The sequence below is a fragment of the Novosphingobium oxfordense genome, from assembly GCF_044029435.1.
In the GTDB taxonomy this organism is placed as follows: Bacteria; Pseudomonadota; Alphaproteobacteria; order Sphingomonadales; family Sphingomonadaceae; genus Novosphingobium.
Genome location: NZ_CP147008.1, coordinates 2,081,341 through 2,099,375 on the forward strand (window position 1 = coordinate 2,081,341; position 18,035 = coordinate 2,099,375).

The following is an 18,035-nucleotide window of genomic DNA, read 5'->3' on the forward strand; positions in this document are numbered from 1 at the left end:
GGTATTTCCAAGCGTGGGCGAGAATCAGGTAGGATGGCGAACAGCCAGATTCTCGCTTAAGCACGGATGAACTGGAAAGCCAAAGGGTGGGACGTTCAACCTTGAACCGTGGCGCCTGCGCGCCCCGCCGATCGTCGCTGCCGTGCCTGGCTCAATATACGTCCCGAAGATATCGCCGATCGGCCTGCATCTGGGCGACGTAGTCCGCCGCCTTGTCCGCGCTCATCCCGCCGTGTGTGGCCACGATCTGGCGCAGTGTGCCTTCGACATCGCGCGCCATGCGCTTGGCATCGCCGCAGACGTAGAAATTCGCGCCTCCGTCGATCCAGCGCCACAGGTCGGCCCCTTCCTCCATCATGCGGTGCTGGACATAGACCTTTTCCGCCTGATCGCGCGAAAATGCCAGGCTCAAGCGGTCCAGGTGCCCACCGCGCCGCCACCCCTCGATCTCATCACGATAGTAGAAGTCGCTGGCTTGATGCTGATCGCCAAAGAAAAGCCAGTTAGCGCCGGTTGCTCCAGTTTCGCGCCGATCGTGCAGGAAGCCGCGGAATGGCGCCACTCCGGTTCCCGGGCCCACCATGATGATCGGCCGCTCAGGATCGACCGGCGGACGGAAGTGGGACGAGGCTTGCAGGAAAATGCCGATATCTCCCGCCTCCCCTCGGTCCGCCAGAAACGCGGAACAGACGCCATGCCGCCGCCTTTCGCCGCAATCGTAGCGGACGACCGAAACGGTCAGTTGCACTTCATCGGGCTGAGCGTGCGGGCTGGACGCGATCGAATAGAAGCGCGGCTGCAGTGGTCGCATGACCTGGGCCAGGTCGCCGGGGCTGAGCCGAACCGCGCTCTCATGCAGCACATCCGCAATCTGCCGCCCCCACATCCACCGGTCGAGTTCACTCTTGCGATCGGGATCGAGCAGCAGGGCAAAGGGCGCATCCGGCCGGCGTCCCGCGATCAGTTCCAGAATGCTTCGGTTCAGCCGCGCGATGTCCCAATGGTGGATGAGGGCCTCGGAAATGGCCATTTCTCCCGCCTGCTTGACGGCGACGGGCGCATCCGGAGAGAGGTCCAGCACATCCAGGATCTCGGTGGCGAGCGCCGGGCAGTTGATCGGCCAGACGCCCAGCGAATCCCCGGCACGATACGCGAAATCATGCCCGGCGATGTCGAACCCGAATTGCCGCACTTCCTTGTGCCTGCCGCCGCCCAGCAGGATGTTGCGCGTCATCGCCGTGCGAAGCGGTGCCTTGCGGCTATAGGGTGCGCCTTCCGCCGTCTGCTGATTGGTAGCAGGCACGGCGGCCGGAACTGAAACAGGCACCTCCGGTGCCGCTGCCGGACGCATTTCGCCGGCAAGCGCCGTTATGACGGCACCCAGCCATGACGCCACGGGCTCTTCGTAATCCGGCTCGCAATCGATGCGCGGTGCAATCCGCGTGGCACCCAGTTCTTCCAGGCGGGCATCGAGTTTACGACCGAAACCGCAGAACTGATCGTAACTGGAATCGCCGAAGGCCAGCACTGAATAGCGCGTCCCTTCAAGGCGTGGTGCTGCCGCATCCGTCAGGGCAGACCAGAATTGGCCGCCATTGTCGGGCGCATCGCCATCGCCGAACGTGCTGGCGAAGAACAGGACGTCTCCCGCCTCGGCCAGATCGCCGGGCCCGGCGGCATCCATCGCCACGATCCTGACGCCGTGGGACTGGCCTGTCAGCGCCTTGGCGCATTGCCCGGCGACTTCCTCCGCATTGCCGGTCTGCGAGGCCCAGAGCAGGAGAATGTCCCGCTTTTGCTCCTCCGGCTGCTCTATCGCGGAAAGGGCTGGTGCGGCGGCTACCTGTTCGCGCGCGAAAAGCCCGGCGAGCAGGCCGTTCACATAGTGCCGGATCTGCGGCTCAAACGGCGCGGCATGCGGCAGCAGCGGAACTCCGCCCGCCTGCCGCCCTTCGGGGGAGCGCAGCGCGGTGGTGAAGCCGGCCAGATAGGCCTGCTCGTCACCCGAAAGTGAGGGAGGCTGGCCGCCCTGCAATCCCATGACCCGGGCGAAGGCATCGATCGCGGCCAGTTGAAGCGGCGAACAATCGGAAAATGCCGGAGTGACGGATGGCGATGAAGGCACGATTTCTTCCTGAACGGGCGCTGGGTCGGGTTCGGTGATCGGGCCCGAAACACGGGTGACCGCCACGGCGGAGAACTTGAATTCGGGCTGCATCGAAAGCGGGTCGACCGCGTCGCTGGTCACGGCATTGACGGCCAGATCGTCACCGAACACGTCGTTCCAGTGGAACGGCGCAAAGCAGTTGCCCGGGCGGACGCGGTCGGTGACGACCGCCGGCAGGACGGCGCGCCCCCGGCGTGAGCGTACCTCCACGCGGTCCTTGTCCGCGATGCCCAGCGCCTGCGCGTCCTCATCATGGATTTCCAAAAATGGGCCGGGGTTGAGCTTGTTGAGCGTCGGCACTTTCCCGGTCTTGGTCAGCGTGTGCCATTGGTGCTGAAGCCGGCCGGTATTGAGTACCATCGGGAAGTCCGCATCGGGCATTTCGGCCGGCGGCATGTGCGGGCGCGGCAGGAAGTATGCCTTTCCCTGCGCGGTGGGGAAGCGGATGGCCGGGCCGTCATCAAGATAGCGGATCGGATTGCGGTCTGACGCGGCCTCAGGCGGGCAGGGCCATTGCAGCGGGGTTTCACGCAGGCGTTCATGGCTGGCGCCGCGAATGTCGTAGCCGGTGCGGGGGTTGGAGAACCGGCGGATTTCCTCGAACACTTCGGCGGCGGAGCCGTAAGTGAAGGCAGGGGCGTATCCCATTTCGCAGGCGACGCGGGCGATGATCTCCCAATCGGCCATGGCTTCGCCGGGCGGTGCCACCGCCTGCTGCATCAGCGTCAGGTTGCGTTCCGAATTGATCATCACGCCTTCCGCTTCGGACCACAAGGCGCCGGGCAGGATCACATCGGCATAGCGGTTGGTTTCGGTATCGACATAGGCGTCCTGCGCAATCACCAGTTCGGCAGCTTCGAGCCCGGCGATCACGGTTTTCCGATTGGACACGCTGGCGACCGGATTGGTGCAGATGATCCAGCAGGCCTTGATCGTGCCGGCGGCCATCTCCTCGAACATGGCGATGGTGCCGCCGCCGGCCTCGGCACGCAGGGTTCCAAGCGGAATGCCCCAGATATCTTCCACGAAGGCGCGGTCCGCCTCGCTACTGGTGGCGCGCTGCCCGGGGAGGCCGGGGCCCATGTAGCCCATCTCGCGCCCGCCCATGGCATTGGGCTGTCCGGTCAGGGAAAACGGCCCGCTGCCGGGGCGGCAGATCGCGCCGGTGGCCAGGTGCAGGTTGCAGATCGCGTTGGTGTTCCAGGTTCCGTGGGTGCTTTGGTTCAGCCCCATGGTCCAGCAGCTCATCCATTCAGGCGCGGCGGCGATCCACTGCGCCGCCTTGCGCAGATCGGCTTCGGCCAGCCCGGTGATCTCCGCCACTTTTGCCGGCGGGTAGTCCTCCAGAAAGGCGGGCATGGCGTCCCAACCCTCGGTATGGGCGGCGATGAAGTCGGCATCGATGGCGCCTTCCATCACCAGCAGGTGGAGCAGGCCATTGAGCAGGGCAAGATCGGTGCCCGGGTTCACCTGAAGAAACAGGTCCGCCTTGTCCGCCGTGGCATTGCGCCGCGGATCGACCACGATCAGACGGGCGCCGGCCTTCACCCGGTCCATCATCCGCAGGAACAGGATCGGATGGCAATCCGCCATGTTGGCGCCGATCACGAAGAACAAGTCGGCCTTGTCGAAGTCCTGATAGGAGCCGGGCGGCCCGTCCGCTCCTAGCGAGAGCTTGTATCCCGTCGCCGCGCTGGCCATGCAGAGCCGGGAATTGCTTTCGATGTTGTTGGTGCCGATGAAGCCCTTGCACAGCTTGTTGGCCAGATATTGCGCCTCCAGCGACATCTGGCCGGACACGTAGAAGGAAACGGCATCGGGGCCATCGCGGTCGATGATCGTCCGCAGGCCGGCGGCGGTCCGGCTGATCGCCTCTGCCATGGGAATGCACCCCTGATCGCGGCTGCCGGGAATTCGCGCATAGGCGGTTTCGGCACGGCCGGGCGCGGTGACCGGAACGTGACAACTGCTGCCCTTTGTGCAGAGGCGGCCGAAGTTCGTGGGGTGTGACTTGTCGCCCGTCACTTTGACGATCGTGTTGTCGGCCACTTCCATCACGATGCCGCATCCGACGCCGCAGTAGGGACACACGCTCTTGACGGTTCGTTTCGTCACGCCGGTCTTTCCAAACAAAAAACGGCGCCATCAGCCGGACCCTTGCGAGTCCGGCTGATGGCGCCGTTGCCAATTCCTTCAGGCTCTGGTGAGCCGGGTTAGCCCTTCCGCTGCGTTGCGGACCGGGCGCGATTTCGAACTACATCCTGTCAAATCGCCTCATGTTGCGCAAGTCGCGATTTTGCGATGCAACATGGCTTAGCGATGGACGGTATGGAGGGCGCGGCCGCAGCGCGCTCAGATGGTTTCCCGGATGCGCGCGGCGTTGGCGATCTGCGCCAGGCGTTGGGCATGCGATGGCATTTGCCCAACCGCACCGGCAATGTTGCGCCGCAAATCGCCCAGGGCACCTTGCAACTGCTGGGGCGGCAGCGTCGCGGGAAGCAGATGATGCGCGCGCGGCATTAGTCCTTGGCCGATCAGAACCGATACCCAGGAATCCACGCGGAACAGATCGTCCTGCCCTTGATAGGCGATGGCCGCTTCGCGGAACAACTCGATCCGCGCAGCCAGACTATCGGGAATGCCGGCTTCCGCGCGGGCCCGCCAGAAGGCGGTGTCGTCACGCTCGGTCGCGGCATAGTGCAGGACGATGAAATCGCGCACATGCTCCCATTCGTGGCGGGAACGGGCGTTGAACCATTCGGCGACTGCTGTGTTGTCCGGGCCGAACGGGAAGTTCTGGATCAGCCAGGTGACGGCGATCATCACCAGATGGATGCTGGTCGATTCCAGCGGCTCCACAAACCCGCTGGCAAGGCCGAGCGAGATGCAATTGCGGTTCCACACGCGCTTGCGCATGCCGGCGGTAAACCGCAACAGGCGCGGCTCGAACAGGGCAGGGCCGTCCAGCGCGTCGACCAGCCGATCGCGCGCTTCGTCGTCGGACAGGAAGGCGCTGGAATAGACGATGCCATTGCCGGCACGGTGCTGGAGCGGGATGCGCCAACGCCAGCCTTCGCCATGCGCAATGGCGCGGGTATAGGGAACGGGCTCGCTCGTCGCTTCGCTCTGTACCGCGAAGGCGCGATCGGTTGGCAGCCAGTGGCTCCAGTCGTCAAAGCCGGTTTTCAGGGTCTGTTCGATCAGCAGCGCGCCGAAGCCGGTGCAGTCGATGAACAGGTCACCTTCAACGCGCGTGCCCGATTCCAGCACGAGCGCGGCGATATCTCCGCTTTCCGCATGCTGCTCGACGCTGACGATGCGCCCTTCGACGCGGCGCGCACCCGCCTGCTCTGCCACGCCGCGCAGGAAGCGGACATAGGCAGTGGCGTCGAGATGATAGGCGTAGGCGAGCGAGGCATCGCCGGCGGCGGCAAACCGGCCGGCCATCGCCGCATGCTGCTCCAGCGAGTAGTCGCCATAGTCCCCGCCGAAACCCCGCTTGCGCGCTTCGAGCCAGAAATGCTGGAAATCGGCCACGAAAGTGGATCGGCCTACCGATCCGAACGGGTGGAAATAGCGATCGTCGATCCGCCCCCAGTTCTCGAACGAAATGCCCAGCTTGAACGTCGCGTTGGTGGCGCGAATGAAATCGTCCTCCGCCACGCCGATGAACTCGTGAAAAGTGCGGATAGTCGGGATCGTCGATTCCCCGACGCCGACGGTGCCGATCTCGTCGGATTCCACCAGGGTAACGTCCACCAGCCCTGTCAATTGGCGGATGATGGCAGTGGCGGCGATCCACCCGGCCGTACCGCCACCTGCCACGACAACCCGTTTACGCGTAGGAGCGTTCATCGATTGATCCTGTTGCCGATCAGCGCGCGGAGACGACGCGCTATCATGGGGTCTAGCGGCGCCAGCGGCCCGCGAACGGCCGGGGGCAGATGGGCGGCGGCGTTTTCCGCCGGTCCAAAGATGTAGTGTTCGAACATGCTGCGCCAGGCTTCCTTCTCGTGCACGGGGCGGTCCCGAAGGCTGAGCAGGGCATGCAGCAGCGTGGTCATCGGATCGTCCAGGAAGTTCGGAGCCGCGTTCCACCAGAAGTTGATCAGGATATTGAAATCGTCCAGCGCTTCCACCCGGTGCCACCACAGCGCGGGATAGATCAGCACATCGCCGGGTTCGAGTTCGGCCGCCTCGCCCGCTTCCAACGCTTGGGCAAAGCGCGGAAAACGCGCAAGATCCGGATGGCTGGCATCGACCATGCTGACGATCTGTCCGGCCGGTGTCGGCTCGATGGGGCCGGGGTAAAGGTTGCCGGTCTGATCGGGCGGGAAAAGCGTGAACCGGCGCCTGCCGGCAACGCAGACGGCCAGATTGTTGGACATGTCCCAATGCGCTTCGGCAATGGTGCGGTTGCCGATCCAGATACTTGCGATCGGGGCATGGCGTTCGAAAGTTCCGTCAGCCGGCGTTACATCGTGCAAGGTGCGCAGGCCGGGAAGATACGTGCCCAGATCGGTCGATCCGAGGTAGATCGACTGCGCTTCGGGATCGTCGCGCAATGCCAGCAACCGGTCGAGGAAATCGGAAAGCGTGCCGCGTTCCGCCCGGAAGTTCAGCCCGGTGAGATCGGAATTGTAGTGGAAGCGCCCGTTGATGGCCGGTTCGCCGACATAGGCGACGGCGGGCAGGCCAGCGTCATGCCGGCGAAGCAGGTCCACCGCTGCATCCGCCGAGGCAAGGCCGGCTTGGACGAGCGGCCAATGGGCTGCGGCGCCCTTCAATATCGCTGGCCGTCCCGCTTCGATCAGGGCGGTCAGGGGTAATGTGTCGAGCGTGTGGCCGTCCAGAACCTGGGTGCATCGCATCGACCGCGCGCTGCCGATAGCTTGGTCAGCTTCCGCCATCGCGCGCCAGCTTGCGGTCCAGAAGCGTCGAAAGATTGCCGAGCGAGGACATCAGCCAGACCGCGCAGCGCAGGAAATCCCCCTCGTTAAGGCGTGCCAGTTGCGCGCCATCCAACGCCGCGAACCGCGCCTGCGAGATGACCCAAACATCCGGAACGGTGAAGCTGCGCCCATCGGGCGCATCGAGCTGCAAGGTTGCAGGCTCCAGCAAATCGGCGGCGTCGAACGCTTCGATCATGGCTGGGCCGATCTTGGTTCCCGCGTAGATCGATCGCAGCATTCCGGCCACGTAATCGAGGTAAGGCGCATTGCCGCCGTGATCGAGGAAGATACGCCGGCCTTTATCCCGCGAAACGCGTGGATGATCCAGCGCAACATGGATCATCGGCTCTCCGGCATCGCCGGACTTGGGCACTCCGATGGAAAACGGCCCACGCGCGACAAGCGCGGGGATCGTCCGCGCGTCCCACGACTGGCCCTGAAGATAGAGATTTTCGTCGCGCGCAAATCCCAGCAGGACAACCGCGCGAAAGGCGCCCGCGGCATCGCGGCGGAATACGATGACATATTCGCGGGATAGGGCCTCGAACTCGGTGACGAATACCGTCATCTGGTTGACGGCATCACCCAGCTCCGGACCGTATTCCGTGGATATACGCAGATCGTGATGATCAACATTGTTGAGAAGTACAGGGTCGGACATGTGAGTTGCCAGCATCGTGTAAAGAAATTCCATCCCACACGAAGAAGACCGTAGCAAGGCGGCCTTCCTCGCGGGGATGGGTTTTCAGTCTTAGAACTTGTAGCTGGCGCCCAGCAGATAGCGGGCAGAGCCCTCGGCTTCGTACCAGGTGTTCATCTTGTCGCGGCCGTAAGTCCTGACGCCTTCTTCGAAGATGTTGATACCTTCGAAGCTGACCGTGATCTTCGGCGTGATGTCATAGCTCACACTCAAGTCCACCTGGCTGTAAGGCGCAGTGAAGACCGGGTTGTGATAGCTATCACGGTTCAGCTGGCTCAGGAACTTGTCGCGCCAGTTCCACGCCACACGGGCCGAAACGCCGTACTTTTCGTAGATCAGCGTAACGTTGGCAGTGTCCGAAAGACCGACCAGCGCGAACTGATCGACGCTCGGATCGGCCGCCACGTCGATGCCGACGTTACCGCGCACCATCGTGTAGCTGCCAGCGATGCCGAAGCCCGTCTCGCCCAGGAAGTACTGGCCGGCGAGTTCGAAGCCATAGATTTCGGCATCCTTGTTGTTGATCGGCGTGTTGACGGAGAAGTTGAACGCCGGATCGTTCGCATCCGCTACGATATCCACGGCCGCCAGCGTGCTGTCGACGAAGCCCTGATCCAGAGCACGCGTCTGCGTGTTGTAGTGCTGCGCGAACTGCGCGTTGGCTGCGTTGACGTCACCATTGTTCTGCTGAAGCAGCGCCGTGTACGTGAACAGGTTCACGTCGGTGATGTCCGCCCCGAAGGTGGACTGCAACTGCGTCTTGGCCGTGCCCGAACGGGATCCGGCAGCGCCCGAGGTGGGATCAGCCAATCCGAACAGCGGACGGTTCACCAGCGTATTGCCGATGAAGTTGTGGACGCGCTTGTCGAAGAACCCGACCGAAAGATAGACATCCTTGTGCGGATACCATTCGAGCGAGAGATCGAAGTTGTCCGAGCTCAACGGATCCAGATCGGTGTCGTTCGCGTTGCCGGTTGCGACGCCGCCGATTGCGGTGGGGCGCGGCGGCGGGCCGACCGTCGTGGAGGCGAAGAGGTTGCTGTACGGTGCACGTGCGATCGACTTGCCGTAGGAGAAGCGGCCCTTCAGCTTCGGCGTGAAATCGATCGAGAAGTCGAACGCCGGCAGCAGGTTGGTATACTTGCCGCGATCCTTAACTTCCTGACGGTCCGCCGAATACTGGACGTTGAAGTCGTTGTCCGCCTGCCACACGATCGCCAGCGGGATCTGCTGCAGCGAGACCGCCTTGACCTTGGTGCTTTCGAAGCGGGCGCCGGCCACCAGTTGCGCATCGAAATTACCGATCTGGCCGTTCCAGGTCACCTGACCGTAGACGGACCAGATGTCTTCCTGAACGCGGTTGTCGGCGTTCGAATCGATGTTGAGGTTATGCTTTACGCCATCCGTCGTGATGCCGCTGTAGTAGTCATAAAGCGAGTTGTAGAGCTTCGTTGCATCCTCCGTGCGCCATGCGACTTGCGTGTTGGCATCGGCGTTCGGATTGTTGTGATGGAACTGACAGGCCGTGCAGAACTGGAAGACCTGGCCCGGTGCAACCGCGGCGATTTCCGGCGGCAGCGAGTTGCCCCAGTCGCCCAGCACCTGACGCGTGTTGTACTGTGTCTGGCGCGTCTTCGTGGTGCGATAGTTCGCACCGAAGTCGAAGTGGCTATCGCCGCCCAGATCGTACTTGCCGTCGAGGCGAAGTTCCTTGACCCGCTGGGTCTGGGCAGAGTCGAACTGGCGCTGAACGGCACCGGCCAGATCGCCTTCGTCCAGCTTGCCGTCGCAGTTGCCCTTGGTGAAGGCCACTCCAGTGGGGGTGGTGCTGCCGACGCAGTCGTTGAAGGTGAAGGCCTGCTGCGGGAAGCCGCCCTTGGTCCAGTTGAGCGACTGCGACGTCACCACCGGCATGTTGAAGGCAACCGTGGTCGAGGTCTGGCCGTTCGGGTTGTCACCGAAGCTTTCGGCCTTGCCGAAGTGGCCGTCCAGCGTGAACGACAGCTCGTCAGTCGCCTGCCAGGCGACATTGGCGCCAATGTCATAGAGGCGGTTCTTCTGGGCGCGATAGGCCTGTTCGAACGCGGTATCCTTGGCGCCGTTGATCGTCTCATGCAGGAACTGCGTGGTAGCGATGCCGTCCGAAGCGTCGTCGAAGCCCACCTGGTCGAACGGACGGTTGAACCAGTTCGACTGGGTGGAGCGGCGTTCAGATTCCCGCATCTGCGCGAACAGACCATCCACCGTCAGCGACAGGGTGTCGGTGGGCCTGTACTGGATCACGGCCTGGCCGTTGATGCGTTCGCGGCTGTCTTCCGAGAAGTGATAGCGGCTGTCGTTGGGAACAGCCACCAGCACGTTCGGATCGCTCGGCAGGTTGGTATACTTGGTATTGGCGTTGACGAAGCCATTGGCTGGATTGAGGAAATCCGAAAGAGTGCGGATATTCCAGTCGTCGTTCGCCTGGCTCGGCATGCTGAAATTACGCTTCTGATAGCTGCCCAGCAACGTCACGCCGAAACGCTGTTCCGGATCGCTCCAGCTGGCGATGCCGGAAAATTCCGGCGTCACGTGCGCGCCGCAGCTGATGCAATCGTCCGCACTGGTATCGTAGTTGGCCTTGGCGCCGATCGAACCCTTGAAGCCGCTTTCATTGTTGTCCAGCGGACGGCGGCTGCGGATGTCGATCGTTGCGCCGATACCGCCCGAGGGCACCGCCGCGCGGGCGGTCTTGTAGACCAGAAGCGTCTGGACGCCTTCCGATGCCAGATTCGAAAAGTCGAACGAACGGGAGGTGCCGATAGCGCCGTCGCCGCCCTGGTCGCCGCCGACCACCACGATGTTTGAAGTCGCCAACTGGCGGCCGTTCAGCGTTACGAGGTTGTACTGCGCGCCGAAGCCGCGCACCGTGACGGTCGAACCTTCACCGTTCCTGCGGTCGATCGAGACGCCGGGAATACGCTGGAGCAATTCGGCAAGGTTGCTGTTCGGGAACTTGCCGATATCCTCGGCCGAAATGGCGTCGACGACGCCGTTCGAATTGCGCTTGATTTCAGCCGAACGCTCCAGCGATGCACGTACGCCGGTAACGATGATTTCGTTGGTTTCGGCACTGTCCGGCGCCGCAGACGGCGTGGCGGCATCTTGTGCAACGGCGATCCCTGGTGCGACCAGACCCGCCAGCAATGCCATTGCAGATGTCGATCGCGCAAACGACGACACTAGGCGTGAACCCCTCATCATACTCTCCCTGTTACTGCGATTGTTCAGCAGTCATCGCGGCATTCACGCCGTCTGATGACCGATAGCTATCATTACCGACATCGATGTCAATGTGTCTTCTTTTTTGCAGCTTTATTGCCGCGTATTTCATTCGAGTTAGACGCGGCCACCGAGCCGACCAAATTAACATTTGTTTCGGCAATGGCATGTTCGGCATCGGTCGCCAGCGTCAGCTTGTAGCTGCCGGCGGGGATGCGCCATCCTTGCGCAGTCCACCGGGCGAGCAGGCGCGGGTCCGCGTCGATCGTCAGCGAAGCGGATTCGCCGGGCTTCAATTCACGGCGCGCCCAGCCGACAAGGCGGGGGGTCTGCGTGCCAGGAACCGTTGCGTAAAGCTGCGGAACTACGGTCACCGTCCGCTTCCCATCGTTGCGGACCTGCACGCTTGAACGCGCACTGTCACCGCCGGTGAAGTGTGCGCCGGCGAATGTGGCGTGGCCGTAGCTGAGGCCGTAACCGAACGGGAAAAGCGGCTTTTGCTTGCTGGCTGCATACCAGCGGTAGCCGACATCGGCACCTTCCCGATAGTTTACCGGATAAGGCGGAAGCTTTGCGGCATCGCCGAGCGCGGCATTGGCTGCAGCACCTTCAGTAGAGGCGCCGGAAGCGGCCTGAACGGGTTCCGATCGGGGCAATTGGCTTGCCGAGCGGGGGAAGCTGATCGGCAGGCGGCCCGAAGCGTCGACCTCACCGAACAAAACGCGCGCAATGGCCTGCCCGCCGCGTTGGCCGGGATACCAGGCTGCAACGACAGCCGGCACGCGATCGATCCAGGGCATCAGCACCGGTCCGCCGGTTTCAAGGACCACGACGGTGCGGGGATTGGCCCCGGCCACCGCGCCGACCAGCGCGTCCTGCCCATCCGGCAGCGACAGCGAAGGCGCGTCCTGCGCTTCGGTTTGCCACTGAGTGGCGAAAACGATGGCGATATCGGCCTTTTTCGCGGCTTCCGCAGCGACTGCCGGGTTCGTGCCGTCCACGAAGGTCACACTGGCCTGCGGCGCCATCGCCTGGATCGCGCGCAGCGGTGACGACGCATGATAGGTCACCCGCGCAAACGATGCCGCCGCGCCGCTGGTGAGGGGGATTTCGACCGGAGCCCCGCCCACGGACCGTACTTGCGACGATCCGCCGCCCGACAGCACGCCGACATCCGCATGGCCGCCGATCACGACGATGGATTTCGCCTCGCGCGCCAGTGGAAGCAGATTGCTCTCGTTCTTCAGAAGGACGATCCCCGCTTCGGCTACACGCTGCGCGACATCGGCGTGGGCGTTGTAGTCGATGGGAAGGGCGGCGGTCGGCGTGGGGTGGTCATAAGTGCCGGTGGCGATCATGCCGGTCAGTATCCGGTGCACCATCTCGTCAAGCCGCGCATTCGAGACGCGGCCGGCTGCGACCGCATCGGCCAGGGGCGCGCCGAAGAAGATGCTGGAATCCAGTTCTTGTCCCGATTCCTGGTCCAGGCCGGCGTTGGCCGCCTTTTCGGTCGAATGGACGGCGCCCCAGTCGGACATCACGAAGCCCGGGTAGTGCCATTCTCCACGCAGGACGTCGGTCAGCAGGAAGCGGTTCTCGCACGCGTAGTCACCGTTGATCCGGTTGTACGCGCACATCACCGAGCCGGGCTTTCCTTCGGCAATGGCGATTTCGAAGGCGAGCAGGTCGCTTTCGCGCAGCGCCGTCTCGTCAATCCGTGCATCCAGGATCGTGCGCCCGGTCTCCTGGCTGTTGAGCGCATAGTGCTTCACGGTCGCCACGATGTTGTTCGATTGAACGCCGCGCACTGCCGCGCCAGCCATGCGGCCCGAAAGCAGCGGATCCTCACCGAAATATTCGAAATTGCGGCCGTTCCAGGCATCGCGCGTCAGATTCACGCCGCCTGCCAGCAGGACGTTGAAAGTCTTTGCGCGCGCTTCCGCGCCGATCATCGCGCCGCCGGCATAAGCCAGGTCAGGGTCGAACCCGGCGGCCATGGCGAGGGCCGAAGGCAGGGCCGTCGCCACGTCGCCCTTGCGCTGCTCCACCTGATTGGCGACGCCCAGCGAGGCATCGCTTTCGCGCAGGGTTGGAATGCCAAGGCGCGGCACGCCGGGAACGTATCCTGCTGATGGGATCATGTCCGCCGGTGGGGATTTGGTCTGCGGCGGGAAAAGGCCGTGAACCAGGGCCAGCTTCTCTTCCAGCGTCATCGCCTTGACCAGAGCGTCGGCCCGCTCGCTGGCGGAGCGCGCAGTGTCCCGCCAGACTTCCGTTCCGCTCGACCGCGCGCCGGCCTGTTCGGTTGCGGGAGCGGACTGTGCCGCCGCCGGCGACGACACTGCCGCTGCCGTCAGGGCAAGGACGAAACCGTCCAGCAGCATGGATTGACGGATGGCACGCAGGCGGGCGCGCCGCTGCCGGGCTTGTGATGACGTTTTCATGATCCTCCCCGCCGTATCCTCGTCGGCTTGCGACGCTGATCGCAAAGTCTGACATCGATGTCAATTCGGGTCAGGATGATAATTTGGCATGCGAGCGAATTATGTCGATAGTGCGGGAAGGGGGCGCGCGGCGGCGCGCAAAATTGGTTATGATCGGCGGAAAATAATAAATCGAGGGTGCCACCATGATTTCACGGTCCCGCGTTGCAGGGGAATTCGCGCAGACCCAAGTTCAGACGGAGCTATTGACCGCGCGTTCGCGCGCCACGCGGATGTTCAACCTTTCGATCGGAACCTACTTCATGGGTGGTTTCGTCGTATCGCTGGTCAGTCTGCTCGTGCCGCGACTCAAGCTATTGATGGGGCTGGATTATACGCAGGCATCGCTGGTGCAGGCGGCGTTTCATTCCAGTTACCTGCTTTTCGCCTTGCCGGTGACGGCATGGCTCGTGCGAATCGGCTACATGCGATTGATTGCCGCCGGATGTGCGGTGATGGCTGCGGGCAGCCTGGGCGTTGTCGGCGCCGCAGCCCTGCATAACTATCCGCTCGTGCTGGTGGCCTTGCTTACGTTGGCGGGCGGCATCACGTTTCTTCAGATCGCCGGCAATATCGTCATCACCCTGGTGGAATGCACCGAACGGGCGATTCCCAGGATGACCTTGCTTCAGGGCTTCAACTCCTGCGGCACTGTGCTGGCCCCGCTGCTTTGCGCGTCCTTCCTGCTCAGCGATCGCAGCGTCGGCAACGGCGCGGAGGCCTGGCTGATGGTCGCGCTGCCGTTCATCGCCTGCGTAGCCGTTCTGGTGCCGATGGCGTGGTCCTATGCACGCAACCGCAACCTTCTGGACGGGACCACTCCGCCGCAACGGGTGCCGCTGTCCGGCCTGCTGGATGTCCTGAGCACGCCGCGCCTGATGACGGGCTGCATCGCGATGTTCGGCTATGTCGGCGCGGAAGTCACGATCGGCACGTTGCTGACGAACTACCTCGTGCTTCCGGAAACCATCGGCGCAACACCGGTAGTCGCCGGCCGTCTGGTCAGCCTCTACTGGGGAGGGGCGATGGCAGGGCGCTTTGCCGGCTCGCTGGCATTGAGCCGCTGGCCCGCATCGCGCGTGCTGGCGGCAACCGCGCTGGTGGCGACGGTTCTGGTGGCCTTTGCCGCGCTTGGAAACGGGATGGCAGGGGCGGCAGCGCTGATCGCGGTCGGCCTGTTCAACTCGATCATGTATCCGACCCTGTTCGCGCTGTCGCTGCCGGACGATCAGTCTTCGGTACCCTATGCATCGATGGCCTTGTGCATGGCGGTGGTGGGCGGCGCGGTCGTTCCGATGGTGACGGCGACGCTTGCAGACGGTATCGGCCTCTTGCCGTCGCTTGCGGTTCCCGGCATCTGCTACGTCGTGATCGCAATGTTCGCCCTGGTTCGTGGCGGCTATCCTGCGGCGTTGGCGTGGAGAATGGCTTGAAGGCGATTACGATCAAGGACGTTGCAGCGCGGGCAGGGGTATCGCCCAAGACGGTTTCGCGCGTGATCAATGGCGAACAGCACGTCCGCAGCGAAATTCGAGAGCATGTGCTGCGCATCGTCGAGGAAATGGCCTACAAGCCGAATGCCTTCGCGCGCGGATTGTCCAGTTCGCGGTCATTCCTGATCGGCCTGTTCGTGGACGATCCGGTTTCCGGCTATGCCGCCGGCCTTCAGCGCGGCGCGCTCGAACAATGCCGCACGTACAGCCACCACCTTGTGGTTGAGGCCGTGGAGCGGGATCGGCCGGACTGGCTGGCCCAGATCGACGCGACGCTGCGCGAACTCTCGCTGTCGGGCGCGATCGTGGCGTCGCCGGTCTGCGACTGGAGCGAATTGCTGGATCTCTTCGACAGCCATGGCATTCCGGTGGTGCGACTGGCGCCGGCCACGGAGCCTGACCGGCAGATGCAGGTCCGGATCGACGACCGCGCGGCCGCCCGCGAAATGACCGAGCGCCTGATCGCGCTGGGCCATCGCGACATTGCGTTCGTGCTGGGGCATCCCGGCCACGGTGCTTCGGCATTGCGCTGGCAGGGCTTTGCAGAGGCCTGTGCCGCCGCCGGCATCGACGTTCCCACGCGGCGCGTTCTGCAGGGCGACTTCAGTTTCAAATCGGGCCTTGCCGCCGCAGAGGCGATCTTTGCCGATAAGAAACGGCCTACCGCGATCTTCGCCAGCAACGACAAGATGGCGTTCGCCGTGCTCGTCGTTGCCATGCGCCACGGTATTTCCGTTCCGGGCGAACTGTCGATCTGCGGTTTCGACGATGACGAGATCTCGCGCATGGCTTGGCCGCAGCTGACGACGGTGAACCAGCCCAACGCGGAGATGGCGGCGACGGCGGTTGACCTGCTGGTGGGAAACAATCCGCGGGAGCGAGCGGAGGCGGATGAAAGCGTAGAGCTGGCCTATTCGCTGATCGAGCGGGAAAGTTCGGGGGCGGCGGCAAGGTGATCCGGCCCCGCCGGGCCTGAAGGAGTGGAGTGATAATATATCTTATGTTAAATTAAATCAAACCTCGACGAGCCCCGCCACATCCCCAAGCGGAATTGGCGGCGCAAGATGGAAACCCTGCACGAACCGAAATCCCAGCGCGCGCACAGCGCGGAGCTGCTCCTCGTTCTCGACGCCTTCGATCACGCAATTGAGCGACATCGATGCCGCCAGCGAGCGGATGCCGTTGAGCACCCGCCGGCAGGCAAGATCCGTGACCCGATCGGCAAAGCTCTTGTCGATCTTCAGAATGTCCAAAGGAAGCCGCTGCAACGAATTGAAGGTTGAGAAGCCGGTGCCGAAATCGTCCAGCGCGATCCTGGCGCCGCAATCGCGAAGGCGCTGCAGCTCGCGCACGGCAGCATCGAAATTGGAGATCAGCGAATTCTCCGTGACTTCGAAGACCAGTCTGTGCGGATCGATCCCGCTTTGGTCGATCCGTTCGAGAATGCCGCTTACGGTCTGCGGATTGGTCAGATCCCCGGCGGACAAATTGAAGGACATGCGCAAGTGCCGTGGCAGGACATCGGCCGACGCCACAGCCTGATCGAACAAGTGCAGCGTCAGCAGGCGCAGGATGCCCAGCTTCTCCGCGCAGGACATCAGGACCTCTGGCGTGACCCTGCCAGCAACGGGCGAACGCCACCGTGCCAGTGCCTCCACGGCCACCGGTACCATCTGCTCGATGTCGTAGATCGGTTGGAACGCCAGCGTTACTTCGGATTGCAGGTCTGCCGTCTGCAAGGCGGCGGCAACCAGATGGTCCGCACGAATAAGCTTTTCGAATTCCTGCGAAAACTTCAGGCAGTTGCCACGTGCATGGCGTTTGGCGTGATAGAGCGCGAAATCTGCCCGATCGAACAGGTCGTTCGCGTTCTGGCCGGACTCCGGATAGGCCGCAACGCCGGCCGAGGCGCCTACGGAAACGACTGTATCGCCCAGTTCGACCGGCTCCTGAACGGCAAGGCAGACCTGCTGCATAAGCGTCTGGGCCATGTCGATCCCGGCAGGAACGATGACGCCGAATTCGTCGCCCCCCAGGCGTGAGACGGCCCCCTTCCCTTCGCAGACCGCCGCTATGCGCGTGCCGATCGCCTGCAGCAGACGGTCCCCCTGCGCATGGCCGTGCGTGTCGTTGATCGGCTTGAATCCGTCCAGATCGAGCAGTCCGATCGAAAACGGCGATGCCTGGCCGGGGCTTTCGAGGCGGCGGGCCATGTCTTCGAAGAACTGCCGGCGATTAGGCAACTGCGTAAGTGCATCGGTGCGGGCGAGGCTGGCGCTTTCGGCCTCAAGCCGCTCCGCCTGATATCTCCCCACGATCAGGGCGCTGCGCGATTCCTCAAGATGGACGAAGGACGCGAAGGAATCGCGGATGACGAACAGGATCAGCGCCGTTACCGGAGCGATCGAAAACGCCATCGCGATCCGCTCTTCGCCGCCCTCCGCCACGCAATAGAGCGTGAACAGGCCGACCACGACAACGCCGATCGCGGTGGCCGCGCTTGGCAGGTGGGTCAGGCAGAAAATGCAGGCGAGGACGGTCGCAGCGATGAAGACGACCACGTGCCCCTTCTGCTCCGCCGTGCCGTACTGGTCCAGCACGAGCGCCCATATCAGGAATCCCAGTGCCATCGCGATGCCCAGCCAGGTGGTTCGCCGCATGATCCGCCGCGCGTAAGCCACGGGAATCGCTTCCGGGTCCATCGGGCGTGCCCAGACATGGATTCGCTGCAGGCAGGCCAGCACCAGCAGGCAGGGAATCGTAAGCGTCAGGAACAGAGGCGCGGTATGGCGATGGGTGAAGGCCAGCGCGGCGGCATTGACGGCAAGCACGCCGTAGAGCGGCGGAATGTGCCGTCTCAGGCGCAGATACTGCGCTACCGGAAATTCGACCTGTTCGTCCTGCTCCACCAGCCCGATCCTCTGCCGCGGCGGGTTATGCCCTGGCCTGCGTGTTCGGCGCTTTCTTTTATCAGTCCAG

The 18,035-nt window shown here is 63.4% G+C and carries 9 protein-coding genes; 2 read left to right on the forward strand and 7 right to left on the reverse strand.

The genetic code is table 11. The annotated features are described in order from the left end of the window. Positions 1–151 precede the first annotated feature (151 nt). The 6 genes from WBP07_RS31670 to WBP07_RS31695 form a co-directional block, all read right to left on the reverse strand. Positions 152–4,282 (reverse strand): molybdopterin-dependent oxidoreductase, encoded by a 4,131-nt coding sequence (locus tag WBP07_RS31670; protein WP_395397221.1) that lies wholly within the window; start codon positions 4,280–4,282, stop codon positions 152–154. A gap of 237 nt (positions 4,283–4,519) precedes the next feature. Continuing rightward, entirely contained in the window at positions 4,520–6,022 is a 1,503-nt protein-coding gene (locus WBP07_RS31675) for a tryptophan halogenase family protein (protein ID WP_395397222.1), read from the reverse strand. Next, positions 6,019–7,038 (reverse strand): cupin-like domain-containing protein, encoded by a 1,020-nt coding sequence (locus WBP07_RS31680; protein WP_395397223.1) that lies wholly within the window; start codon positions 7,036–7,038, stop codon positions 6,019–6,021. The genes WBP07_RS31675 and WBP07_RS31680 overlap by 4 nt, the downstream gene beginning before the upstream one ends. Before the next feature lie 25 nt (positions 7,039–7,063). Next, a complete protein-coding gene (locus WBP07_RS31685) occupies positions 7,064–7,780 on the reverse strand; it encodes a SapC family protein (RefSeq protein ID WP_395397224.1) in 717 nt (238 codons plus the stop codon). 90 nt (positions 7,781–7,870) lie between these two features. Beyond that, on the reverse strand, positions 7,871–11,011 hold the full coding sequence (locus WBP07_RS31690; protein WP_395397225.1) for a TonB-dependent receptor: 3,141 nt from the start codon (positions 11,009–11,011) through the stop codon (positions 7,871–7,873). A 137-nt stretch (positions 11,012–11,148) separates the two neighbouring features. Further along, positions 11,149–13,464, reverse strand: a complete 2,316-nt coding sequence (locus WBP07_RS31695) for a beta-glucosidase (RefSeq protein WP_395398290.1) — start codon at positions 13,462–13,464, stop codon at positions 11,149–11,151. 332 nt (positions 13,465–13,796) lie between these two features. Here WBP07_RS31695 and WBP07_RS31700 point away from each other — a divergent pair, with 332 nt between their 5' ends. Together WBP07_RS31700 and WBP07_RS31705 are read left to right on the forward strand one after the other, a co-directional pair. Beyond that, on the forward strand, positions 13,797–14,996 hold the full coding sequence (locus tag WBP07_RS31700; RefSeq protein ID WP_395397226.1) for an MFS transporter: 1,200 nt from the start codon (positions 13,797–13,799) through the stop codon (positions 14,994–14,996). Then, entirely contained in the window at positions 14,993–16,012 is a 1,020-nt protein-coding gene (locus WBP07_RS31705; RefSeq protein ID WP_395397227.1) for a LacI family DNA-binding transcriptional regulator, read from the forward strand. The genes WBP07_RS31700 and WBP07_RS31705 overlap by 4 nt, the downstream gene beginning before the upstream one ends. 57 nt (positions 16,013–16,069) lie before the next feature. Here WBP07_RS31705 and WBP07_RS31710 read toward each other — a convergent pair whose 3' ends face one another. After that, complete coding sequence (locus WBP07_RS31710; RefSeq protein ID WP_395397228.1) at positions 16,070–17,965, reverse strand: putative bifunctional diguanylate cyclase/phosphodiesterase; 1,896 nt, start codon at positions 17,963–17,965, stop codon at positions 16,070–16,072. Positions 17,966–18,035: the final 70 nt, after the last annotated feature.